The organism is Methylocystis sp. (assembly GCF_050246715.1).
Lineage (GTDB): Bacteria > Pseudomonadota > Alphaproteobacteria > Rhizobiales > Beijerinckiaceae > Methylocystis.
This window is the reverse complement of record NZ_JBFWVN010000054.1, coordinates 1-21,729: the sequence shown is the minus strand read 5'-3', so window position 1 is coordinate 21,729 and position 21,729 is coordinate 1. Positions and strand designations below refer to the sequence as shown.

At 64.0% G+C, this 21,729-nt stretch carries 18 protein-coding genes and 1 pseudogene; 12 read left to right on the top strand and 7 right to left on the bottom strand.

What is annotated here, in order from left to right:
• Both AB7I51_RS14680 and AB7I51_RS14675 read left to right on the top strand, forming a co-directional pair.
• A partial coding sequence (locus AB7I51_RS14680; RefSeq protein ID WP_428405304.1) for a methane monooxygenase/ammonia monooxygenase subunit B occupies nucleotides 1-199 on the top strand: 199 nt, incomplete at its 5' end.
• A gap of 354 nt (nucleotides 200-553) precedes the next feature.
• The gene (locus AB7I51_RS14675) at nucleotides 554-1,489 is read left to right on the top strand and encodes a nickel/cobalt efflux transporter (RefSeq protein WP_428405305.1); all 936 of its coding nucleotides are present in this window, start codon (nucleotides 554-556) and stop codon (nucleotides 1,487-1,489) included.
• Here the strand turns inward: AB7I51_RS14675 and AB7I51_RS14670 are convergent, their stop codons facing one another.
• Genes AB7I51_RS14670 through AB7I51_RS14660 form a run of 3 tightly spaced genes read right to left on the bottom strand, consistent with a single transcriptional unit; the run spans nucleotide 1,490 to nucleotide 5,696 of the window.
• Complete coding sequence (locus AB7I51_RS14670; protein ID WP_428405315.1) at nucleotides 1,490-2,365, bottom strand: SDR family oxidoreductase; 876 nt, start codon at nucleotides 2,363-2,365, stop codon at nucleotides 1,490-1,492.
• Between the two features lie 55 nt (nucleotides 2,366-2,420).
• Nucleotides 2,421-5,174, bottom strand: a complete 2,754-nt coding sequence (locus tag AB7I51_RS14665) for a heavy metal translocating P-type ATPase (protein WP_428405306.1) — start codon at nucleotides 5,172-5,174, stop codon at nucleotides 2,421-2,423.
• Between the two features lie 36 nt (nucleotides 5,175-5,210).
• Entirely contained in the window at nucleotides 5,211-5,696 is a 486-nt protein-coding gene (locus AB7I51_RS14660; RefSeq protein ID WP_428405307.1) for a methyltransferase family protein, read from the bottom strand.
• 134 nt (nucleotides 5,697-5,830) lie between these two features.
• On the opposite strand from AB7I51_RS14660, the gene AB7I51_RS14655 reads away from it, so the two are divergent.
• Genes AB7I51_RS14655 through AB7I51_RS14640 form a run of 4 tightly spaced genes read left to right on the top strand, consistent with a single transcriptional unit; the run spans nucleotide 5,831 to nucleotide 9,223 of the window.
• Nucleotides 5,831-6,175 carry a ClpX C4-type zinc finger protein gene (locus AB7I51_RS14655; protein WP_428405308.1) on the top strand — a complete coding sequence of 115 codons (345 nt, stop codon included), beginning with the start codon at nucleotides 5,831-5,833 and terminating at the stop codon, nucleotides 6,173-6,175.
• A 17-nt stretch (nucleotides 6,176-6,192) separates the two neighbouring features.
• Nucleotides 6,193-7,326 (top strand): 8-amino-7-oxononanoate synthase, encoded by a 1,134-nt coding sequence (locus AB7I51_RS14650; RefSeq protein ID WP_428405309.1) that lies wholly within the window; start codon nucleotides 6,193-6,195, stop codon nucleotides 7,324-7,326.
• Complete coding sequence (bioD, locus tag AB7I51_RS14645) at nucleotides 7,323-7,958, top strand: dethiobiotin synthase (protein WP_428405310.1); 636 nt, start codon at nucleotides 7,323-7,325, stop codon at nucleotides 7,956-7,958. Before AB7I51_RS14650 ends, bioD begins: the two co-directional genes overlap by 4 nt.
• Nucleotides 7,955-9,223 (top strand): adenosylmethionine--8-amino-7-oxononanoate transaminase, encoded by a 1,269-nt coding sequence (locus tag AB7I51_RS14640; RefSeq protein WP_428405311.1) that lies wholly within the window; start codon nucleotides 7,955-7,957, stop codon nucleotides 9,221-9,223. Before bioD ends, AB7I51_RS14640 begins: the two co-directional genes overlap by 4 nt.
• A 160-nt stretch (nucleotides 9,224-9,383) precedes the next feature.
• On the opposite strand, the gene AB7I51_RS14635 is transcribed toward AB7I51_RS14640, so the two are convergent.
• The 3 genes from AB7I51_RS14635 to AB7I51_RS14625 all read right to left on the bottom strand — a co-directional run bounded on the left by AB7I51_RS14635 (nucleotide 9,384) and on the right by AB7I51_RS14625 (nucleotide 12,998).
• Complete coding sequence (locus AB7I51_RS14635) at nucleotides 9,384-11,141, bottom strand: AMP-binding protein (protein WP_428405312.1); 1,758 nt, start codon at nucleotides 11,139-11,141, stop codon at nucleotides 9,384-9,386.
• A gap of 142 nt (nucleotides 11,142-11,283) precedes the next feature.
• On the bottom strand, nucleotides 11,284-12,288 hold the full coding sequence (locus AB7I51_RS14630; RefSeq protein ID WP_428405313.1) for a nickel/cobalt transporter: 1,005 nt from the start codon (nucleotides 12,286-12,288) through the stop codon (nucleotides 11,284-11,286).
• Nucleotides 12,285-12,998, bottom strand: a complete 714-nt coding sequence (locus tag AB7I51_RS14625) for a DUF1007 family protein (RefSeq protein WP_428405314.1) — start codon at nucleotides 12,996-12,998, stop codon at nucleotides 12,285-12,287. Before AB7I51_RS14625 ends, AB7I51_RS14630 begins: the two co-directional genes overlap by 4 nt.
• Nucleotides 12,999-13,204: 206 nt before the next feature.
• Here AB7I51_RS14625 and AB7I51_RS14620 point away from each other — a divergent pair, with 206 nt between their 5' ends.
• The 6 genes from AB7I51_RS14620 (at nucleotide 13,205) to AB7I51_RS14595 (ending at nucleotide 21,357) form a co-directional block, all read left to right on the top strand.
• The gene (locus tag AB7I51_RS14620; RefSeq protein ID WP_428406305.1) at nucleotides 13,205-16,720 is read left to right on the top strand and encodes an indolepyruvate ferredoxin oxidoreductase family protein; all 3,516 of its coding nucleotides are present in this window, start codon (nucleotides 13,205-13,207) and stop codon (nucleotides 16,718-16,720) included.
• 206 nt (nucleotides 16,721-16,926) lie between these two features.
• Nucleotides 16,927-17,721, top strand: coding sequence for a cobalt-precorrin-6A reductase (locus tag AB7I51_RS14615; RefSeq protein ID WP_428405472.1), 795 nt, complete (start codon nucleotides 16,927-16,929; stop codon nucleotides 17,719-17,721).
• Nucleotides 17,718-19,175, top strand: a complete 1,458-nt coding sequence (locus tag AB7I51_RS14610) for a cobyric acid synthase (RefSeq protein ID WP_428405471.1) — start codon at nucleotides 17,718-17,720, stop codon at nucleotides 19,173-19,175. The genes AB7I51_RS14615 and AB7I51_RS14610 overlap by 4 nt, the downstream gene beginning before the upstream one ends.
• Nucleotides 19,172-20,200 carry a threonine-phosphate decarboxylase CobD gene (cobD, locus tag AB7I51_RS14605; protein ID WP_428405470.1) on the top strand — a complete coding sequence of 343 codons (1,029 nt, stop codon included), beginning with the start codon at nucleotides 19,172-19,174 and terminating at the stop codon, nucleotides 20,198-20,200. The genes AB7I51_RS14610 and cobD overlap by 4 nt, the downstream gene beginning before the upstream one ends.
• Nucleotides 20,190-20,918 (top strand): 5,6-dimethylbenzimidazole synthase, encoded by a 729-nt coding sequence (gene bluB / locus AB7I51_RS14600; protein ID WP_428405469.1) that lies wholly within the window; start codon nucleotides 20,190-20,192, stop codon nucleotides 20,916-20,918. Before cobD ends, bluB begins: the two co-directional genes overlap by 11 nt.
• 151 nt (nucleotides 20,919-21,069) lie before the next feature.
• Complete coding sequence (locus AB7I51_RS14595; RefSeq protein ID WP_428405468.1) at nucleotides 21,070-21,357, top strand: hypothetical protein; 288 nt, start codon at nucleotides 21,070-21,072, stop codon at nucleotides 21,355-21,357.
• A 142-nt stretch (nucleotides 21,358-21,499) separates the two neighbouring features.
• Here the strand turns inward: AB7I51_RS14595 and AB7I51_RS14590 are convergent.
• Nucleotides 21,500-21,729, bottom strand: a pseudogene (locus AB7I51_RS14590) (IS5/IS1182 family transposase); the annotation flags it as partial.

Below are 21,729 nucleotides of genomic sequence, written 5' to 3'. Positions count from 1 at the left end.
CGCGCCGGGCGAGACCAAGGAAATCGCGGTGAAGGTCCAGGACGCGCGCTGGGACATCGAGCGTCTGTCTGACCTGGCTTACGACACCGACAGCCAGATCGGCGGCCTGCTGCTGTTCTTCTCGCCGTCGGGACGCCGCTTCGCGGCTGAAATCGGCGGTCCGGTGATTCCGAAGTTCGTCGCCGGCGATATGCCCTAAGCGATAAGCACGGATCAAACGAAAAGCCCCCGGCCCATAAAGCCGGGGGTTTTTTATTGAACAGCGCAGGGCGCCGCAAAGCGCGATCGGCTGCTTATTGATTATCCCGTTCCACCGGCGTTATTCGCGCGCTAATCCTTACGGGGCGCTCGAGCGCATGCGGAAGCGCTCCCAGTTCGCTTCGGCTCGGTGTCTTGACTGGTTTCGCGCTTCTACCGCGCTTGTTTCAACGAACTGCGCTCACTATAAAATGGCGGAGCTCCCTCGCGATCGGCGGAGCCGTCGACGCCGTAAAGTCGGTCTTCGCTCGCTTATCGCCAGAGACACGCCGCCCGAGGAGCATCCGCCGCCGCAATGTCCGATCTTTCCGAAGCCTTCCGCGCCGGCGCGGCGAACGCCTGGATTTTCGCGCCAAGCGCGGTGGCGTTGGGCGCGCTGCACGGGCTCGAACCCGGCCATTCGAAAACGATGATGGCGGCGTTCATCGTCGCGGTTCGCGGCACGGTGGCGCAGGCGATCCTGCTTGGCCTCGCGGCGACGATCTCGCACACGGCGATTGTCTGGGCAATCGCGCTTACCGGCCTATATTTCGGCGCGAAACTCAATGTCGAGGCGAATGAGCCCTATCTGCAGATCGTTTCGGGCGCGCTGATCCTGATTGTCGCTCTTTGGATGATCTGGCGAAGCTGGCGGGACATTGCCGCCAGGAGCGCTCTGACGGCGTTCGCGCCTGGGGTCGGCGCAGGCGTTCGCTCGGCCAAGAGCCATACGCACGCCGTCGATGTTCATTCGCACGCCGCCCATTCCCATGCCCATGCCCATGCCCATGTTCATGCGCATGAGGCGGGCCTTCCGCACAGCCATGAGGAAGCGGAATTCGAAAGCGAGCTTCTTGACGTGGATCCGACTGTTTACGCTGACGCTCATGAGCGCGAACACGCGCTCGATATCGATCGACGCTTCGCTCATCGTCAGGTAACGACCGGACAGATCATTCTCTTCGGCTTGACCGGGGGCCTCATTCCTTGTCCGGCGTCGATCACCGTGTTGCTGCTTTGTCTGCAAGTCGGGCGCATGGGACTCGGCGCACTGCTGGTGCTTTGTTTCAGCGTCGGTCTTGCGCTGACGCTGGTGCTGGTCGGCGTCGCGGCGGCGCTTGGCCTGCGTCATGCCGCTTCGCGCTGGCCGGGGATAGAAGCCTTTGCGGCGCGCGCGCCCTATCTCTCAGGCGCGATCGTCGCCGCTATCGGCGCTTATACGATCGCGGCCGGCGCAGCCGCCCTGGCGTAATTATTTGTCGGGGTGAAACGCCAATTTTGCCACCTTGGCGGTGATCGGCGCGTCGAGGAAAAAATCCAGCGCAGCGTCGAGGCGGGGATCGACGGCGTAGGTCGAGAAGTCGGTCATGCCTTCTTCTTTCAAGACCTGCGTGTCGATGAAGAAATTGCCGCTGCAGATTTTCGCCGAACGCACAAGAATGGCGTGCGCGGCGTCGGCGACGATCTCCGGCTTTCGCGATCGGCGTAGCAGTTCCTCGCCGCCGAGCAGATTGCCGACCGCGGCGGTCGCGATCGCCGTCTCGGGCCACAAGGAATTGACCGCGACGCCGTCGCTTTCCACGTCCCTCGCGAGCCCCAGCGTCACCAGGCTCATCCCATATTTCGACATTGTGTAGGCGAGATTGGGAGAGAACCACTTCGGATTTAAGTCGAGCGGCGGCGACAGGGTGAGAATATGGGGATTGGCGGATTTGCGCAGATGCGGCAGCGCCGCCTTGCAGCAAAGATAGGTTCCGCGCGTATTGATCTGATGCATCAGATCGAAGCGCTTCATCTCGAGCGCGTCAATGCCGCGCAGATCGATGGCGCTGGCGTTGTTGACGAGAATATCAATCCCGCCGAAGCAGGACGCGGCCTGACTGACCGCCGCCTCGACCTGATCGTCGAATCGAATGTCGCAGGTCACGGCGAGCGCCTGTCCGCCCGCCGCTCCAATTTCAGCCGCGGCGGCATAGATCGTGCCCGGAATTCTTGGATTTTCCGTCACGCTCTTTGCCGCGACGACGATATTCGCGCCGTCGCGCGCCGCGCGTAGCGCGATGGCGAGGCCGATGCCGCGGCTGGCGCCGGTGATGAAGAGCGTCTTGCCGGCAAGCGAGCGCGACATCGGGGGCGTCATGGCGCGCTCGCGCCGTTCATCGCCTCAAAGAAAGCGCGTTTCCTCACGCGGCGACCTGCGCCGGATAGCCCGCTTCGGTGATGGCGTCGGCGAGCGCCTGCGCGTCCTTCGGCGCCGGGGTCACGTCGACCTTGCCGGTCGCGAGGTCGACTTTGACGTCGGCATTCGGCTCGACCGCCTGCACCGCCTTGGTGACATGTTTCACGCACATGTTGCAGGTCATCTCCTTGACGTTGAATGTCGTCATCGCTTCCTCCTTGATTGGTTCTTTAGCCGCTTCCGTCTCAATCGGCGCCGGTTCCGCCGCGACTTCGGCGGTCGCGACGATTGGCGGCGCGAAACGGCGCAGGCGCAGCGCATTGGTGAGCACAAAGACGCTGGACAGAGCCATGGCCGCCGCGCCGAACATCGGCGAGAGCAGCATGCCATTTATTGGATAGAGCGCGCCTGCGGCGACGGGGATAAGCAGCGCGTTATAGCCGAAGGCCCAGAATAGATTCTGTTTAATGTTGCGCATCGTGGCGCGCGAGATGGCCAGCGCCGTCGGCACCTTGGCGAGATCGCCCGACATCAGCACGACATCGGCGGCTTCGATCGCAATGTCGGTTCCGGTGCCAATCGCGACGCCTGCGTCAGCGGCGGCAAGCGCCGGCGCATCATTCACGCCGTCGCCGACGAACGCTATTCTGTTGGCTTCGCGCAGACGCTCGAGCGTCGCGACCTTGCCATCGGGAAGAACGCCGGCGACGACTTCGTCGATCCCCAGTCTCCGGGCGATGGCGTTCGCCGTGCGCGCGTCGTCGCCGGTAATCATCGCGGTCTTCACCCCGATCGAATGGATCGCGTCGATCGCGGCTCGGCTCGTCGGCTTCAGATCATCGGCGACGGAAAGTATGGCCCCGAGCTTCCCGTCGACCGCGAGGTAAAGCGGCGTCTTGCCGTCCTCGGCGAGCCTCTGGGCGTCCTGCGCGAAGGGCGTGGCGTCGACGCCAAGCGACGCCATGAAGCGCTCGGCGCCGATGGCGACGGTCTTTCCGTCGATGTTTCCAGTAACGCCCATGCCGGCGACGGACTTGAACTCGCTTACGGGCGAAAGCGAGAGGCCCGCGGCCTTGGCGGCGGCGACCAGAGCGGCGCCCACGGGATGTTCCGACTGCGCCTCAACGCTGGCCGCGAGACGCAGCAGCTCCGTCTCCTTCTTGCCGCTCATCGCGACGAGATCGGTGAGGCGCGGCTTGCCATAGGTGAGCGTGCCGGTCTTGTCGAAAGCGATAAGCGTCACGTCGCGCAGCGTCTGCAGCGCCTCGCCCTTGCGGAACAACACGCCGAGTTCCGCCGCGCGGCCGGTGCCGGTCATGATCGCCGCCGGAGTCGCCAGTCCCATGGCGCAAGGGCAAGCGATAATCAGCACCGCGACCGCATTGACCAGCGCATAAGTGAGGCGCGGCTCCGGCCCGATCAGCATCCAGACGGCGAAGGTCAGCGCCGCGACGGCGAAGACAGCAGGGACGAAGATCGCGGTGACGCGATCGACCATCGCCTGGATCGGCAACTTCGCGCCCTGCGCCTGCTCGACCATGCGGATGATGCCGGCGAGCGTCGTGTCCGCGCCGACCCGGGTCGCGCGAAACGAGAAGGCGCCGGAGCCGTTGACGGTCGCTCCGGTGACCGCAACGCCCGGCCGTTTGGCGACGGGCGTCGGTTCGCCCGTCACCAGCGACTCGTCGACGTGCGACGAGCCTTGCGTGACCAAGCCGTCAGTCGGAATGCGCTCGCCCGGCCGCACCAGAACAATGTCGCCGACACGCACGTCGTCGATATCAACGTCGACGCTCGCGCCGTCGCGTTCAACGCGGGCGGTCTTTGGTTGAAGCTTCGCCAGCGCCCGGATCGCTTCCGACGTGCGGCCCTTGGCGCGCGCTTCGAGATAGCGCCCAAACAGAATCAAAGTGACGATGACGACCGCCGCTTCATAATAGACATGCGCCGAGCCCGCCGGCAGGACATTGGGCGTGAACGTCGCGACGACGGAATAGAGATAGGCGCTGAGCGTGCCGGTGGCGACAAGCGCGTTCATGTCGGGCTGGCGCCGCAACAGGGACGGTATTCCCTTGAGGAAGAAAACCAGGCCGGGGCCGAACAGCACGACGCTCGTCAGCAGGAAGGAAATCTCACGAATCCTCGCCTCGCCGATCGTCGTCATGGTCCAATGGTGGACGGCGGGGATGAGATGGCCGCCCATTTCGACCGCGAAGATCGGCGCCGTCAGGATGGCGGCGACTGTCAGGCGGAAGCGCAGCGCGCGCATTTCCTCCTCGCGCCGCATCCGCTCGCGATCGGCGCCGCCCGAATCGCTCTCGATCTGTCGCGGCTCATAGCCAGCCTGCGAAATGGCGCGGCGCAGGCGATCGGCCAGGCCAGGACCGGCGAGCGCACGCACGGTCGCGCGCTCCGTCGCGAGATTCGCTTTTGCCTCGATCACGCCCGGAACGGCGCTCAGCGCCTTTTCAACATGAGCGACGCAGGAGGCGCAGGTCATGCCGCCGACGCCGATCTCGATCGTCTCGACCACCGGCTCATAGCCCGCGTCCGAGACGGATTTGACGAGCTGCGTCAAATTTGCGTTCGGCGCGAGCAACACTTCAGCGCGCTCAGTGGCGAGGTTCACTTGCGCCGATTTCACCCCCGGCGTGCGCGCAAGCGCCTTTTCGACATGCGACACGCAAGACGCGCAGGTCATGCCCCGCACCGTGAAGTCGATGCGTTCGCCGCCCGGTAAAGGAGTTTGAGCGTTCATACTGCCGCCTCGTTCATAACGCCCTCGCGCATCAGTTTAAAGCCACCGCCGCGTGCGCGCCATATAGGACCGATAGTCGTCGCCAAATTTCTCAAGAAGATGCCACTCCTCTGGCTCGATCGCGAGCTTTGTCAGTCCGAATGCGAGAACCGGCGTCAGCAGCAGCGTGAAGGGCGAGTCAAGGAACAGACCTAGTCCAAAGATCAAAGCGACATGGGACACATAGAGCGGATTGCGCGAAAAGCGGAAGGGTCCCTCGGTGACGAGAAATGACGCGGCGCGATGCGGCATGACCGTCGTTTCATGGCGCGAGAGAATGCGAAAGCACCAGACATCATTGGCGAGCGCCAGGCAGACAATGATGGCGCCGGCGATCTGCGCCAAAGAGGAGGAAGCCCGATCGACGAGCGAAGCCGGCGTCGCGGCGTCGAGCGCAAGCCCGGCGGCGAGAGTCATCGCCATGAGGATCGGCGGCCAGGGGGTGCGCGAAGGCGGCGCGTCGGCGCGCATCGGCGCGTTCATTGCGGCTGCTCCGAAGAAAGGACACTCGTTAAATCGCGTTTTAGCGTGTCATATTCAAGCGCCAGTTTGTCAGGGAACGCTTGACAAGCGCATTTTCGCTCGTCAAGTCTGCCTTGACAACTGGAGGATCCGCGATGCTGGCCCTGCCCAAACGTAAACTGCGCTGTTCGTTCTGCCGAAAGCCGGAAACGCAGGTTTCCCGGCTGATCGGCGGCGCCGCCGGCGGATACATCTGCGAAGACTGCATCGGCGTGTGCAACAAAATCCTTGACGCTGCGCCTTCGCCGTTCAAAAGCTGGGACGAGCTTTCCGAGGAGCAGTTGCTTTCTTCGATCAAGGCAAGCGAGGCCAGCGTCGCGGCGCTGCATTCTCTCATCCACACGCTAGTCGAGGCGCTTCGCAAACGCGAGGTCAGCTGGACGGCGATCGGCAAGGCTCTGGGCGTTTCCCGACAAGCGGCCTGGGAGCGGTTCTCCTGATCCAGGATCGATCCTTCATGCTCGATCGCTATGCCCAGGATCTCGCCGGTCTTTCCGGGCGAGGCAGATCGCGTATGCTGGCGCCGCGCGTGGGTTTGGATTTCGCGTCTAACGATTATCTGGCGCTCGCCGAATCGCCGGAACTCGCCGCGGCGGCGAGTGCGGCGGTTGCGCGCGGCGTTCCCGTCGGCGCCGGCGGCTCCAGACTTCTGCGCGGCAATCATCCGGAGCATGAGGCGCTCGAAGAAGAGGCCGCGCGCTTTTTCGGCGCCGAAAGCGTGCTTTATTTCAGCGCCGGCTTCACTGCCAACGAAGCGCTGCTTTCCACCGCGCCCCAGCGCGAGGATCTCATCCTCTATGACGCGCTCGCGCATGCGAGCGCCCATGAGGGCATGCGGTTGGCGCGTGCGCCGAATGCGCGATTTTCGCATAATGACGTCGGCGCCGCGGAGGACGCGATCCGCGCTTGGCGAAACAAGGGGGAACGCGGGCGACCATGGATTGTGGTCGAAAGCCTCTACAGCATGGATGGCGACAAGGCGCCGCTCGACGAACTCTATGCGCTCGCCACGCTAAACGACGCTTTTCTCGTCATCGACGAGGCGCATGCGACGGGCGTCTATGGTCCGGGCGGCCGGGGGCTCGCCGCGCGCCTTGAAGGCAAGGACAATGTCATCACGCTGCACACCTGCGGCAAGGCGATGGGCGTCGCGGGCGGTCTCCTCGGTCTGCCGCGCATTCTGCGCGACTTCATGATCAACCGTTGCCGGCCGTTTATTTTCGCGACCGCGCCTTCGCCGCTCATCGCCGCTTGCGTGCGCGCGGCGCTCAAGATCATCGAGGCCGCCGACGAACGGCGCGGCGAGCTTATGGCGCGCGTCGATTTCGCCGGCGCCGAACTGCGGCGTCTTTGCGCGATCGAGCCGTCGGGAAGCCAGATTCAGCCGATCATCGTCGGCTCGGACATTCGCGCCACGACTCTCGCGTCGCGCCTGCAGGCGCAAGGTTACGATATTCGCGCCATTCGTCCGCCGACGGTGCCGGAGGGCTCGGCGCGGCTGCGCATCGCCCTTACGCTCAACACGCGCAAGGAAGACATTGCGCGGATGGTCGCGCATCTTGGCGAGGAACTGGCGAGGCTCGAAACATGAACCGCCGGTTCGTGATCGTCGGAACGGACACTGGCGTTGGCAAGACTGTCGTCTCCGCCGGGATCGTCAGCGCGCTCGACGCCTATTATTGGAAGCCGGTGCAGGCGGGCCTCGATGGCGAAACGGACTCGCAGATTGTCGCGCGCCTTTCCGGCGCGCCCGCCGAACGCATTTACCCCGAAGCCTGGCGGCTGCGTCGGGCCGCTTCGCCGCATCTTGCCGCCCGCGACGAGAGCGTCGAGATCGACGCCGCCGCGCTGAACCCGCCGCCATGCTTTGGCCCTCTGGTGATCGAGACGGCGGGCGGCGTGATGACGCCGCTCAGCGACCGCGCGCTGACGATCGATGTGCTGGAGCGCTGGCGAGTTCCTGTCATTCTCGTTGCACGCACCAGTCTCGGCACGATCAATCACAGCCTGCTCACGCTCGAAGCCTTGCGCAGACGCAGCGTGTCGATCATGGGAATCATTTTTGTCGGCGATGCCGAATCGGACGCGCAACTCTCGATTGAAACGATCGGCGGCGTGCGCATTCTCGGCCGTCTGCCAAAGCTTGATCCGCTGAACCAGAAAACGCTCGGCGCCGCGTTCAACGCGGCCATCGCGCGCGACTCCTTCGGGAGCGGCGGGTGAGCTTCGTCACCGACTCGCCGATCTGGCGGCCTTACACCCAGCATGCGCTGCAGCCAGGCGCCTTCAAGATCGCGCGCGCCGAAGGCGCCTGGCTCGAAGCGGAAGACGGCAAGCGCTTTCTCGACGCCATCTCGTCCTGGTGGGTGATCACCCACGGCCATCGCCATCCGGCGATCATGCGCGCCATTCGCGAAGAAACCGAACGGCTCGACCAGATCATCTTCGCCGGCTTCACCCATGAGCCGGCGGAAGTCCTTGCGCGGCGCCTCGTGGCGCTGACGCCGCGAGGACTCGACTATGTCTTTTATTCCGACAGCGGCTCGACCTGCGTCGAAGTGGCGATCAAAATGGCGGTCGGCTTCTGGCGCAATCGCGGAGAGGCGCGCGCGCGCATCGTCGCCCTCGAACACGGCTATCACGGCGACACGATCGGAACCATGTCGGTCGGCGCACGTTCGGCGTTCAACGCGCCTTACGAGCCGCTGCTCTATGAGGTGACGCGCATTCCCTTCCCCGCGCGCGGCAGGGAACAGGAAACGCTCGACGCGCTGGAGCGCGCCTGTCGCGACAATCCAGCCGCGCTCCTCGTCGAGCCGCTTATTTTAGGCGCAGGCGGCATGCTGATGTATGGCGCTGATACGCTCAGGGAGATGCGGCGCGTTTGCGCGGAATACGGCGTGCTGTTCATCGCCGACGAGGTGATGACGGGCTTCGGCCGCGCCGGAACGCTCTTCGCCTGCGAGCAGGCTGACGTGGCTCCAGATATCGCCTGCTACGCCAAGGGACTGACCGGCGGCGCGCTGCCGCTCGCCGTCACCATGTGCAGGCGCGAAATTTTCGAGGCGCATCTGTCGCCCGAACGTGCGCGCGCTTTTTTTCACTCAAGCTCCTACACCGCCAATCCGATCGCCTGCGCCGCCGCGCTCGCCAATCTCGACATGTGGGCGACGGGCGAACCCGCCGTCCGCGTCGCGGCGCTTTGCGACATGCAGGCGAAACGCATCGCGCGCTTCGCCGATGACGCGCGTTTCTCCAACGCCCGCCGGCTTGGGATCATCACGGCGCTCGATCTCAATGTCCCACAGGGCGGCTATCTGGCGACGATCGCGCTCGATTTGATGCGCTTCTTCAATGAGCGCGGACTTCTGCTGCGCCCGCTCGGATCGACGATCTACGTTTTTCCGCCCTATTGCGTCGAGGACGCGGAACTCGACCTTGCTTATGACGCGATCGCCGAGGCGGCTGATCGCTTCGGTCGTGGTTAGGCGTCACGAAATAACTGATCGGTCGCAAGAGCTTTTGGCGAGCCTGGAGGCTCACGTTCCAAGAGCGGCGCTCGAGGGCGGCGCATCCTGGACCGCGAGCCTCCAGGCTTGCACGGTTGCGAACAAGCCGGCGTTGGCGCATTTAATTCGTGGCGCCGGCCTAGCGCTCCAGTTCGACGCCCACGCTATTGCCGCGTCGATCGTCGGAGACGGCATTCTTGCGCGCGAGAAATTCCTCTTTCAACGCGCGCCGCAGGATTTTGCCGACATTGGTTTTGGGCAGGCTCTCGCGGAACTCGAAGTGGCGCGGAAGCTTGTAGCTCGTCAGCTGTTCACGGGCGAAGGCGCGCAACTCTTCGCGCGTAAGGCTCGGATCGCGCGCCACGACAAAGGCCATCGGCGCTTCGCCGGAATGTTCATCCGGCACGCCGATGACCGCCGCTTCCTTGACTTTCGGGTGTTCAACCAGCACGGCTTCGACTTCATTCGGATAAACGTTGAATCCCGAAACGAGGATCATGTCTTTGAGCCGATCGACGATTTTGATCAGCCCGTCAGGCGCCATCACGGCAATGTCGCCGGTCTTGAGGAATCCGTCCGGCGTCAGCGCTTTCGCGGTTTCATCCGGCCTGCGCCAATAGCCGTCCATCAATTGCGGCCCCTTGACGCAGAGTTCGCCGCGTTCGCCGATGGGAACGGGTTCGCCGTCGGGCGAGCGCACCGAAATTTTCGTCGACGGCACGGGATAGCCGATCGCGCCGGTAAATTCAGAAATCGTCGGCTTGTTGACGGTGACGATCGGCGACGTCTCGGTCAGACCGTAGCCTTCGACGATCGGCTTGCCGGTCAACGCTTTCCATTTGTGCGCCACGACTTCCTGGGTCGACATGCCGCCCGAGATGGTGAGCAGAAGTTTTGAATAGTCGACCGTCTTGGCGGTCGAATGATCGGCGATCGCCGCATAAAGCGTGTTGACGCCGGAGAACAGCGTGAATGTCGATTTGCGCAGCGTGGCGATGAGCCCCTTGATGTCCCGCGGATTGGCGATGAGCAGGCAGCATCCGCCAGTCTTCACCACAAGCAGCAGGCAGGCGGTCAGGCCGAAAATATGGTAGAGCGGCAGCGCCGTCACCATGATCAATGGCTTGTCGGCAAGATAGGGTTTCAACCACGCCCACGATTGCTCGACATTCGCGGCGACGTTGCGATGCAGCAGCATCGCGCCCTTGGCGACGCCGGTCGTGCCGCCGGTATATTGCAGAAAGGCGATGTCGTTTGGCTCGACCGACGGCGGCTTGAACGGCTCCTCGGCGCCTGCCTGCAGCACTTGCGCGAAGCCGACGCATCCCGGCAGGCGGTAGGCGGGGACCATGCGTTTGACCCAACGCGAAACGAAATTGACCAGCGTTCCGCGCAGGCCCATCAGATCGCCGGGCTTTACGATGATCGCCCGCTCGATTTTCATTTCAGGCCACGCGGCGGCGGCGGTATGCGCGAAGTTTTCGAAGACGAACAGGAAGCGCGCGCCGGAGTCGTTCATCTGATGTACGAGTTCGTGCGGCGTATAGAGCGGGTTGACGTTCACCACGACGCCGCCCGCGAGCAGGACGCCATAGAGGATCGCCGGATAGGCGAGCACGTTCGGCGACATGATCGCGACCCGATCGCATTTTCTCAGTCCACGCGTCTGCAGCCAAGCGGCGACCGCGACGGCGGCGCGGCCGAGCTCCTCATAGCTGAGCGTCGCGCCGAAGCTCTCCATCGCGGTTCGATCGGCGTATTCCACGATGCTTGCGTTGAATACGTCGACCAGAGTCGAATAGGACGATTCATCGATCTCCGCCGGAACGCCCGCGGGATAGGACGACAGCCAAGGTCGCTTCTCATACGGGTCCTCTCGGTGTTCGGCATTCGTCATCGTCGTCTTGGACCTCCGCGAGTCGGCATAGCAGCGGATCGCGAATCGTCCGCTCAACCAATCTGCTTTGGTTCAAGATAGCGCATTAAGGGCCGGATGAGGCCATTCCCGCCGCAATGATTATGTTGCGCCGCGAGCGGCGTCAGGCCGCTCCTGCGGACATCGGCGCGAGGCCGAGGAGCAGCGTTACGCCGAGCGTCAGAACCAGGATTGCGGCGATGAACTCGCCGCCGCGCGCGATGACGATCGCGCGGCGCGAATCCTTCGCTCCAAGCCGCACCGCCACGCCCTTGGCGTAAACCGCCGTCGCGGCAAGCGCGCCCGTGGTCAACGCAGTCCCCGCCGACATGGCGATGACGGCGCCGGCGCCGGCGGCGAAGAGTCCCTGTGACAGGGTGAACGCCAGGACGAGAATCGCGCCCGAACAGGGACGCAGGCCGGCGGCGACGACGGTGGCCGCGGCATCGGCGAGGCGGAATTTCGGACCCGCCAGCGTCGAAGGGTCCGGCGCATGGCGGCAGTTCTCGTCATGCACATGAGTCGGATCGTCGATCGCCTCGCAGACGAAGCCGCGCGTCGTGGGTGCAATTGCTGGCGCGCTGAGGGCGGCCGACAGCGCGCGGCCCTTGACCCAGGCGAGACGCGCGCCGACCGCGGTCACCGCAGCATAGCTCGCAATCTCGATCATGCGCGTCGCATCGCTCATCTCGCTGGCGGTCGCGCGGAAAATCGCCGCGGCGGCGCCGACGATCGCGATCGCGACCAGCCCTTGCAAAAGCGCGGCGAGCGCCGCGAGCAGCAGACCGCGCCTCAGCGCCGTTTCATTGGCGAGCATGTACGATGCGAGCACCGCCTTGCCATGGCCGGGACCGGCGGCGTGAAAAGCGCCATAAGCGAAGCTCGCCGCGGCGAGCGCGAAGAAAGCGGAAGGATCGGTCTTGAGCGTCCGAACGGCGGCTTGCAGCTCAGCCTGGAACTTGCTTTGCCAGGCCAGAACAAGTCCGGCAAATCCTGTCGCCGACCCGACGGACTCCTGCGCGCCGACGGCGAAGGGATGGCGCGGCGCGCCCCACGCCGATGAGGCCGTGATCGCGACGGCCATCACAGCCGTTACGCCGATCCAGAAGACCCGTCGTCCAATCGTCACGGACAGGCCACGATCGCGCGCGTCGCCAGTTTCACGCCGAAATCGGCGCCTGGCGACATGTTCTGAAAGAACGCTTCGCTCAGCTTCTGATTGTCGGTCGCCAGCAGCGGCGCCGGCTCGACGAGGCTGAGCGAACATCCCGCCGGCGCACCGGCGAGCGTTACGGCGTTTTGCTTCTCGAGTCCGAAGGACACGAAATATGTCGGGTCATAGACTTGGAAAGAGAACGGCTTTTTCGCCGTGACAGGAGTCTCCAGCGGCAGAAAAAAATGCATGGTGACGATTTTTTTGTCGCTGGCTTCAAGCTTGACGTTTTCCGGCTGCTTGAACGCGAGCTTTGCCCCGTTCTGCTTGGCGAAGGTGAAAAAATCGAATTCGGCCAGCGACTCGACATTGGTCTTGGCGAGCGGCGCAAGTTCTTCGCTGGTTGGCGGTTTGCCGTCCTTGCCGAGCCCCTGCACGGCGTAGGCCGAATACATTTCGTCGAACTCCCAGGCGTGCCGAACCCCGGTGATCTTGCCGTCCGGGGCGAACACCACCTCGCTTCGCACCGCGACCCATACATGAGGGTGCGCGGACGCCGCCCCAATTCCCATCACTGTCGTGATAAGGATAAGAATCGAGTTGATTTTCAGCTTCATGCGAGTCTCGCGCTTAGGCGGCGAAGGCGGCAAAAACGCGGCGCTGACTCCCGCTTCGAGCCTGTGCATGCCAGGAGATACGTCCTTGAAATGGCGCTTTCCTGTGGCATAAAGTGGCGGGTGCAGAGTCGGCGCTGGCGGAGCGCTATGCGTCGGGACGCCGCGACCGGCTGGGTCGTTAAACCGGATTCGTTCACGGGTTGATCCTTGTCATTTAGCGTGTGAGCGCAAGAGTCCCAAGCGCGCTTCGCAGAATTCGCGCAGGAGAGCAGTAAATGGCGGAAATTGCCGCCGGCGACGCAATGACCGGCTCCGCCTTCGCCGAGGCGTCGCTCTCAGACCGATTTGACCTCCACAAATCGCGCGTGCTGATCACGGGCACTCAGGCGATCGTGCGTCTGCTCCTTATGCAGAAAGAGGCGGACCGCCGCGCTGGGTTGAACACCGCAGGTTTCGTGACCGGCTACCGCGGCTCGCCTCTCGGCGGCGTCGACGCGCAAATGCATAAGTCCAAGGCGCTGTTCGACGCCAATGATATTCTATACATGCCGGGACTCAACGAGGATCTCGCGGCAACCGCCATCTGGGGGGCGCAGCAGGCCGAGATGCGCGGCGAAGGCAAATATGACGGCGTCTTCTCGCTTTGGTACGGCAAAGGTCCCGGCGTCGACCGGAGCGGCGACGCCTTCAGACATGTCAACCTCGCCGGCACCTCGCGCTACGGCGGCGCGCTGGCCCTTATGGGCGACGATCACACTGCGGAATCCTCAACCACCGCGCATCAGTCGGACTATCATTTCGTCGACGTGATGATTCCGATCCTGTCGCCGGCCGGCGTGCAGGAAATCCTCGACTATGGGCTTTATGGTTTCGCTCTGTCGCGATTCGCTGGCGTCTGGGTCGGCCTGAAGCTTCTCAAGGACACGGTCGAGTCGACGGCCTCGATCGACAGTTCGCTCGATCGCGTGCGTCCGATCACGCCCACCGATTTCATCATGCCGCCCGGCGGGCTCAACATCCGCGCCGGCGATCCGGTTCTCGCTCAGGAAGAGCGGCTGCAGGAGAGCAAACGCGATGCGATGCTCGCCTTCATCCGCGCCAACCGGTTGAATCGGTTCATCACCTCCGGCGGCGCCAATCCGAAAATCGGCGTCATCACTGTCGGCAAGTCCTATCTCGACGTGCGTCAGGCGATGGATGATCTCGGGCTTGACGAAGTCAAGGCGAATGATCTCGGCCTGCGCCTCTATAAGATCGCGGCGCCCTGGCCGATCGAGCCGCAAGGTCTGCGCGAATTCGCGCGTGGCCTCGATCTCATCATCGTCGTCGAAGAGAAGCGCTCGCTGATTGAAGTGCAGCTGCGCGAAGAATTATACGCTGCGCCGCATCAGCCGCTCTGCATCGGCAAGAAGGACGAGGGCGGCGAATGGCTGTTTCCGATCAAGGGCGCGCTGGACGCCAATGACATCGCCATCGCCATCGGCCGTCGTCTGTTGAAATATCATCCGCTCGAGGACCTTGACGCGCGCGTGCGCCGTCTTGAGAGATTACAGGATCGCCGCCGGACGATGACCGACGTCACCGTTCGCGTGCCGCATTTTTGCGCCGGCTGTCCGCATTCGACGTCGACCCATGTGCCCGAAGGCGCGCGCGCCTATACGGGCATCGGCTGCCATTACATGGCGCAATGGATGGACCGCTCGACCGAAGGCTACACCCATATGGGCGGCGAAGGCGCGAACTGGATCGGCGAGGCGCCGTTCTCGACGCGCCAGCACATGTTCCAAAATCTCGGCGACGGCACCTATAATCATTCGGGATCGCTCGCCATTCGCTTCGCCGTCGCGACCAACACCAACATCACCTTCAAGATTCTCTTCAACGGCGTCGTCGCCATGACCGGCGGCCAGAAGCACGAAGGCGAACTAACGGTCGAAGCGGTCGCGCGGCAGGTTGCGGCCGAAGGCGTGAAGAAGATCGCCCTCGTCTCCGACGAACCCGGCCGATACGCGCCCACGGCGGTCTGGCCGTCGGGCCTGATGATTCATCATCGCAACGTCTTGAACGAGGTGCAGCGGGAGCTGGCGCAGACGGAAGGCGTCACGGTGCTGATCTATGATCAGACCTGCGCCACCGAAAAGCGTCGCTTGCGCAAGCGCGGGCTGATGCCCGATCCCGACTCGCGCGTCATCATCAATGAACTTGTGTGCGAAGGCTGCGGCGACTGCGGCACGGCGTCAAACTGCGTCGCGGTTCAGCCGGTCGAAACCGAGTTCGGCCGCAAGCGGCGCATCGATCAATCCGCCTGCAACAAAGATTTTTCCTGCCTCGAAGGCTTCTGCCCGAGCTTTGTCACCGTTCATGGCGGGCGCATGAAGAAGGCGCCGCTGCCGTCAAATGAGGACGCCAACGGACAGCCTGCGCTGCCGGAGCCGCGCATCGCCGAGATCGGCGCCTTGCCCTATGGCGTTCTCGTTGCGGGACTTGGCGGGACCGGCGTCGTCACCGTTTCGGCCATTCTCGGCATGGCCGCGCATCTTGAGGGCAAGGGCGTCGGCGTCATTGACATGGCCGGCCTCGCGCAGAAGGGCGGGGCGGTCTATTGCCATGTGAAGATCGGCCGCACGCCGGCGGATGTGCACGCCATCCGCATCGCCGCGGGTGAAGCTGATCTGATGCTGGGCTGCGACCTCGTCGTCGCCGGCGCCAAGCAGGTGCTTGCCGCCGTCGAGCACGGCAAGACGGCAGTGCTGGTCAATTGCGCCGAAGTGTTTCCCGGCGACATCGAGCGCAATCCCGACTTCGTCCTGCCTTCGGAGGAAATCAAGCAGGCGATCCGCCGCGCCGGCGGCCCGGAATCGACCTTCATCGATACGACGGCGCTCGCCCAGGCGCTGCTCGGCGATTCGATCGCCGCGAATATTTTCATCCTCGGCTACGCCTGGCAGAAGGGCTATCTGCCGCTGTCCGACGCAGCGATCCTGCGCGCCATCGAGTTGAACGGCGAATCGGTGCCGATGAATCATTCGGCCTTCCTTTGGGGCCGACGCGCCGCGCATGATCTCAACAGCGTGCTCGCCGTCGTCAAGTCGCTGCGCCAGCCAAATGGCATTCGCGAGAAATCGAAGACGCTCGATGAAATCATCGAACGTCGCGCCGCTTTCCTTGCCGATTACCAGGACAAGGCCTACGCCGCCCGCTACCGCGCCCGCGTCGAGAAGATCGCCAAACTCGAAGCCCAGCGCACGCCGGGTTCCCGCGAATTGACGGAAGCGGTAGCGCGCTATCTCTTCAAGCTGATGGCGACCAAAGACTATTACGAAGTCGCGCGCCTTTACACTGACGGCACCTTCCAACGACAGCTCGCGGAGACTTTCGAGGGCGACCTGCGGCTCGAACTGCATCTTGCGCCCAACTTCCCCTCGCTTCAGCGCAAGACCGACTTTGGCGGCTCGCGCAAATTCACCTTCGGTCCCTGGATGTTCAAGCTGCTGCGCGTGCTGGCGAAGATGAAGAGCTTGCGCAACACGCGGCTCGATGTCTTCCGCTTTGACCACGACCGCGTGGTCGAGCGAAGATTGCTCGCGGACTATGAAGCGCTGCTTGACGAATTTTCAATTTCGCTGGCGCGGGAAAACCATGCCGGCGCCGTCGCGCTTGCGCGCCTTCCGGAGCACATTCGCGGCTTCGGTCATGTCAAGGCGCGCCATATCGCCGCCGTTGACGCCGAGCGCGAGCGGCTGATCGCCGAATACCGCCAACCGGCCGCCGTGAAGCTTGCCGCAGAGTGAGTTCGCCGGGATTAACCCGTGATATAAATTCAACCGGCCGGCGCCTTGGGGCTGTCATTCCCGACAGGCCGAAGGCCTGATCGGGAATCCAGAGCCACATCGCAAAGCTCGGATTTTGCCCTGGATTCCCGATCGCGCTGCGCGCGTCGGGAATGACATCAGCGAGGCGATCACGCAGTTCTGCTGTGAAGCGAGTGAATGGATCGATGGAATTCATTGTGAGAGGTGCGCATTCAACGTCATCTCCGGTTTCAGCAGTGATCGAACGCCAACGTGCGCTCGTGCTCGGCGGCTCCAGCGAGGCGCGCCTTCTTGCGACGCGCATCGCCGCCGATCAGCGGCTGCAGGGCGTCATTTCGCTTGCCGGCCGCACGAGCGCTCCGAGCCCGCATGATCTGCCGACTCGCATCGGCGGCTTCGGCGGCGTTGAAGGATTGACGCGCTATCTCATTGAAGAGCGCATCTCCCATGTCGTCGACGCGACGCATCCCTTCGCCGCGCGCATTTCCGCCAATGCGCGCGCCGCCTGCGCCGCAGCCGTCGCGCCGCTGCTCGTGTTGACGCGCCCGCCATGGGTTGCGGCGCCGGGCGATCGCTGGACCGAGGTCGCGGACAACGCCGCCGCGGCGCGCGCGCTCGGCGACGCTCCCCGCCGGGTTTTTCTTGCGATCGGTCGGCAAGGCGTCGCCGATTTTCGCGTCGCGCCGCAGCATGACTATGTGCTGCGGGTGATCGAACCGCCGAGCGCCGACGATCTGCCGCCCTCATGCGAGGTGATTTTCGGCCGTGGTCCCTTCGCGCTCGACGATGAGATCGCGTTGATGCGCGACAGGCGCATCGAGATCATCGTGACGAAGAACAGCGGCGGCGCGCTCGCCTACGCCAAGATCGAGGCGGCGCGCGCGCTCGGGCTTGACGTCGTCATGATCGCGCGGCCGGCGAGCGGCGACGCCCCGACCACGCATGACATTGACGCGGCGATGGCATTCCTTGCTTCATGAGCCGCACGCTGATGATCCAGGGCACGGGCTCCGATGTCGGCAAATCGCTTCTCGTCGCCGGACTGGCGCGCGCCTTCGCCAATCGCGGCGTCAGGGTCGCGCCCTTCAAGCCGCAGAACATGTCGAACAACGCCGCAGTGACAGTCGACGGCGGCGAGATCGGCCGCGCCCAGGCCTTGCAGGCGCGCGCCGCGCGGCTTACGCCTCGCATCGATATGAATCCGGTGCTGCTCAAGCCGCAAGGCGCCTCTGGCGCGCAAATCATCGTGCAGGGACGCGTCGTCGGCCAGGCGAAGGCGCTCGACTATCAGGAGATGAAACCGCGCCTGTTGCAGCCGGCGCTCGACAGCTATGCGCGGCTGAAGGCGGCAGCGGATATGGTCATCATCGAAGGCGCCGGCAGCGCCGCCGAGGTCAATCTGCGCAGAAACGACATCGCCAACATGGGCTTCGCCCGCGCCGTCGACGCGCCGGTTGTGCTGGTCGGCGACATCGACCGTGGCGGCGTCATCGCGCAGCTCATCGGATGCAAGGCGGCGCTCGATGACGATGACGCGGCGATGATCGAAGGTTTCATCGTCAACAAGTTTCGCGGCGACGCATCACTGTTCGACGACGGCTTGCGTTTCGTCGAAGAGCGGACCGGCTGGCGATCGCTCGGTCTCGTGCCATTTTTCGACGCCGCGGCGCGGCTTCCGGCCGAAGACGCGTTCGGCTTGCGCACAGGAAGCCATGATCGCGGCCACGGCGTCGTGATCGCGGTTCCGCTGCTGGCGCATATCGCCAATTTCGACGATCTCGATCCGCTGAAGGCCGAAGCGGGCGTGCGCGTGATTTTCCTCGAAGACGGCGAGCCGCTGCCGCCGGAAACGCAACTCGTCATTCTGCCGGGTTCGAAGGCGACCATCGCCGATCTTGTGGCGCTGCGCGCTTATGGCTGGGACATCGACATTCTCGCGCATGTGCGTCGCGGCGGCAGAGTCTTCGGCGTCTGCGGCGGCTATCAGATGCTCGGCCGCGTCATTCGCGATCCGCTCGGCATCGAAGGTCCCGCCAGCGAAGCGCCGGGATTGGCGCTGCTCGACATTGAGACCGCGTTGACCGGCGAAAAGACGCTTACGGCAGTTAGCGGCCATGCGCCGATGTTCGATGCTACTTTTAGCGGCTATGAGATGCATGTCGGCGAAACTTCGGGTCCTGATTGCGAGCGGCCTGCGTTGCGACTTGCAGACGGACGCATCGACGGCGCGGTCTCGCGTGACGGCCTTGTCGCCGGCGCCTATGCGCATGGGCTGTTCGCCGACGATTCGTTACGCGCGTCGCTGCTGCATATGCTCGGCGCGCCGCCGTCGCCGCTGCGCTATGAGGAGTCGATCGAAGATACGCTCGATGCGCTTGCGGCGCATTGCGCGCGCCATATCGATCTCGACGCGCTGTGGGAGATCGCGCGGTGACGGCGCATTCCGCTATCGGCGCGCCGCCGGCCGTTGCGCATGGGGGGCGGTTAGACGCCGCGCGGCGTCTTTATCCCGACGCGCCGCAGCCCTGGATCGATCTGTCGACGGGCGTCAATCCGCGCGCCTATCCGTTGCCGCGGCTTGCCGACGACGTGTTCACCCGGCTTCCCGACGATGACGCATTCGCCGCGCTCGAGAGCGCCGCGCGCCGTAACTATAGCGCGCCAGCCGGCGTCGACATCGTCGCGGGCGCCGGGACGCAAGCTTTCATTCAATTGCTGCCGCGCGTCTTTCCGGCGAAGCGAGTCGCAGCGCTCGGCTTCACCTATGCGGAGCACGCCGCCTGTTGGGCGGCTTCAGGCGCTAAGGTCGATGTTGTTGAAACTTTGGACGCGCTTGCGGACGCCGATGTCGGCGTGATCGTCAATCCCAATAATCCCGACGGACGCGTCCTCGAAGCCGAAGAGATATTGTTTACCGCCAAGCGGATGTCACAACGCGACCGCCTGCTGATCGTCGATGAATCCTTTATGGACTTCACGCCGGAGCGCAGCGTGGCGCCGTTCGCCGATGATCCAGCCCTCGTCGTGCTGCGCTCCTTCGGAAAGGCGTATGGGCTTCCCGGATTGAGGCTCGGCTTCGCGCTCTCTTCGCGGGCGCGCGCGGCGAAGCTTCGCGCCGCGCTCGGGCCATGGGCGGTGTCTGGACCGGCGCTCGCCATCGGCGCAAGCGCGCTCGCGGATGATTCATGGCGCGCCGGCGCCGCGCAGGCCGCCATGCGAGACGCGGCGCGCCTAGATGCGCTTCTGACCCGGGCGGGTTTTCAAATTGCGGGCGGAACGACGCTGTTTCGTCTGGCGGCGCATCCGCACGCCGCGCGTTGGTTCGCGCGTCTTGCTGCGCGTGGCGTGCTGACGCGCGCCTTCGCCGAAAAACCGGAGTGGCTGCGGTTTGGCCTGCCAGGAAATGACGCCGCCTGGTCGCGGCTCGCCGAAGTGCTGGAGTGCGTCGATGGCGGCTGACGCGCCTAAAAAGAAGGAAGAGCCGCAAGCGGCGCAGCTCGCTCCGGTCGAGGCGTTCAGCGAGGCCGAGCGCGCCGCGATCTATCGCGTCATCCATTCGCGCCGCGACGTGCGTGATGAATTCCTGCCCGACGACGTGCCGCGCGAGGTGCTGCTGCGAATCCTCGACGCCGCGCATCACGCGCCGTCGGTCGGCTTCATGCAGCCTTGGAACTTCATCCTCGTCAGGAACATCGAAAAGCGGCGCGCCGCCTATGAGGCTTTTTTGCGCGCCTGTGAGGCGGAGGAGCAGACGTTGGCGCCGGAGCGGCGTTCGCTCTACCGGAACCTCAAACTGCAAGGCATCATGAAGGCGCCGCTCAATATCTGCGTCACCTGCGACCGAGCCCGCTTTGGCGCGACGGGGCTCGGGCGCAGTCAGCAGCCCGACACGGACATTCTCAGCACCGCCTGCGCGGTGCAAAATCTATGGCTTGCGGCCCGCGCCGAAGGCGTCGGCGTCGGGTGGGTGAGCATTGTGAGGGAAGCCGACCTGCGACAGATATTCAATATTCCCAATGAGATAACGATCGTCGCCTATCTCTGCGTCGGCTATGTCGCGCAGGCCTACAAATCGCCGGAACTCGAGGTCAAGCGCTGGGCGTCGCGCCTTCCTTTGGAGAATCTGATCTTCGAGGACAGCTGGGGAGAGCTGGCCGCCTCCACAAACCCGCCTTAAATAACTGTATAGCTAAGCCCAGCTTTCCTGTGGACGACTGGAATCAACCTATTAGCGGAGCTGGCTTTTTCAGCGCGACGCGTAAATGGTTGGAGCATCGGGAACCGCCGGATAGTCGAAGCTCCAATTCGGGGACGTCGGAGACGCGAACATGGCGCCGGTAAACTTGGAACAGCTGTTCGAAAAGACCTTCCCCCTCGCCAACAACACGATCCTGACCGTCACGGAAGTGCCGGAGTGCGAAGAGCAGCTGCTCAGATTGTTTGAACGCGCCATGCTGCGCGGGTTCGACAATCACGCGCCGCTGACGCAGATCCAGTTGCCGATGGAGCGCTTCCCCGATCTCGATTCGAAGTTCTGGCATGTGCCGATCGAGGATTGCGGCGCCGCCCAGGTGCTGCGCTTCTTCTTCGAGACGCCGCAAACGCTGGCGCATTAGATCACGCTGCATTCGGGCGGGATCACAGAAATGCAGATCGCGTGATCGATTCCAAAACATTTAGGCGCGCTTTGCGCGAATTGACCGGCGTCCGCTTTTTCGCGCGCCGCGTTCTAACCTCGTCGCCCGTGAAGAACGCGATTTAAGCGGCGATTAGTCGGCGATTTGAGGCGTTGGCGTCGTCGAGGACGCTCAGGAACAAGGCCCACAGAAGCGCCAGCCATGCGAGCAGGCGGCGGAAGTTATAGCCGGCGGCGGCGAGCACGACATTGATCGCGTCGCCGGTCGCATGGGCGAGGTAGTTTCGCCCCATGCGATGGTCGGCTTTCAGATGGCCGATGACGGGCTCAACCGCGGAGCGGCGCCGCAGCT

Excerpts from the sequence above, each read along its gene's own strand:
- AB7I51_RS14635 (WP_428405312.1), bottom strand. The coding sequence starts at position 11,141 with ATGACGAATGCCGAACACCGAGAGGACCCGTATGAGAAGCGACCTTGG.
- bluB (WP_428405469.1), top strand. The coding sequence starts at position 20,190 with ATGGCGGCTGACGCGCCTAAAAAGAAGGAAGAGCCGCAAGCGGCGCAG.
- AB7I51_RS14665 (WP_428405306.1), bottom strand. The coding sequence starts at position 5,174 with ATGAACGCTCAAACTCCTTTACCGGGCGGCGAACGCATCGACTTCACG.
- AB7I51_RS14650 (WP_428405309.1), top strand. The coding sequence starts at position 6,193 with ATGCTCGATCGCTATGCCCAGGATCTCGCCGGTCTTTCCGGGCGAGGC.
- AB7I51_RS14670 (WP_428405315.1), bottom strand. The coding sequence starts at position 2,365 with ATGTCGCGCTCGCTTGCCGGCAAGACGCTCTTCATCACCGGCGCCAGC.
- AB7I51_RS14655 (WP_428405308.1), top strand. The coding sequence starts at position 5,831 with ATGCTGGCCCTGCCCAAACGTAAACTGCGCTGTTCGTTCTGCCGAAAG.
- AB7I51_RS14660 (WP_428405307.1), bottom strand. The coding sequence starts at position 5,696 with ATGAACGCGCCGATGCGCGCCGACGCGCCGCCTTCGCGCACCCCCTGG.
- AB7I51_RS14595 (WP_428405468.1), top strand. The coding sequence starts at position 21,070 with ATGGCGCCGGTAAACTTGGAACAGCTGTTCGAAAAGACCTTCCCCCTC.
- AB7I51_RS14615 (WP_428405472.1), top strand. The coding sequence starts at position 16,927 with ATGGAATTCATTGTGAGAGGTGCGCATTCAACGTCATCTCCGGTTTCA.
- AB7I51_RS14610 (WP_428405471.1), top strand. The coding sequence starts at position 17,718 with ATGAGCCGCACGCTGATGATCCAGGGCACGGGCTCCGATGTCGGCAAA.
- AB7I51_RS14675 (WP_428405305.1), top strand. The coding sequence starts at position 554 with ATGTCCGATCTTTCCGAAGCCTTCCGCGCCGGCGCGGCGAACGCCTGG.
- bioD (WP_428405310.1), top strand. The coding sequence starts at position 7,323 with ATGAACCGCCGGTTCGTGATCGTCGGAACGGACACTGGCGTTGGCAAG.
- AB7I51_RS14625 (WP_428405314.1), bottom strand. The coding sequence starts at position 12,998 with ATGCACAGGCTCGAAGCGGGAGTCAGCGCCGCGTTTTTGCCGCCTTCG.
- AB7I51_RS14620 (WP_428406305.1), top strand. The coding sequence starts at position 13,205 with ATGGCGGAAATTGCCGCCGGCGACGCAATGACCGGCTCCGCCTTCGCC.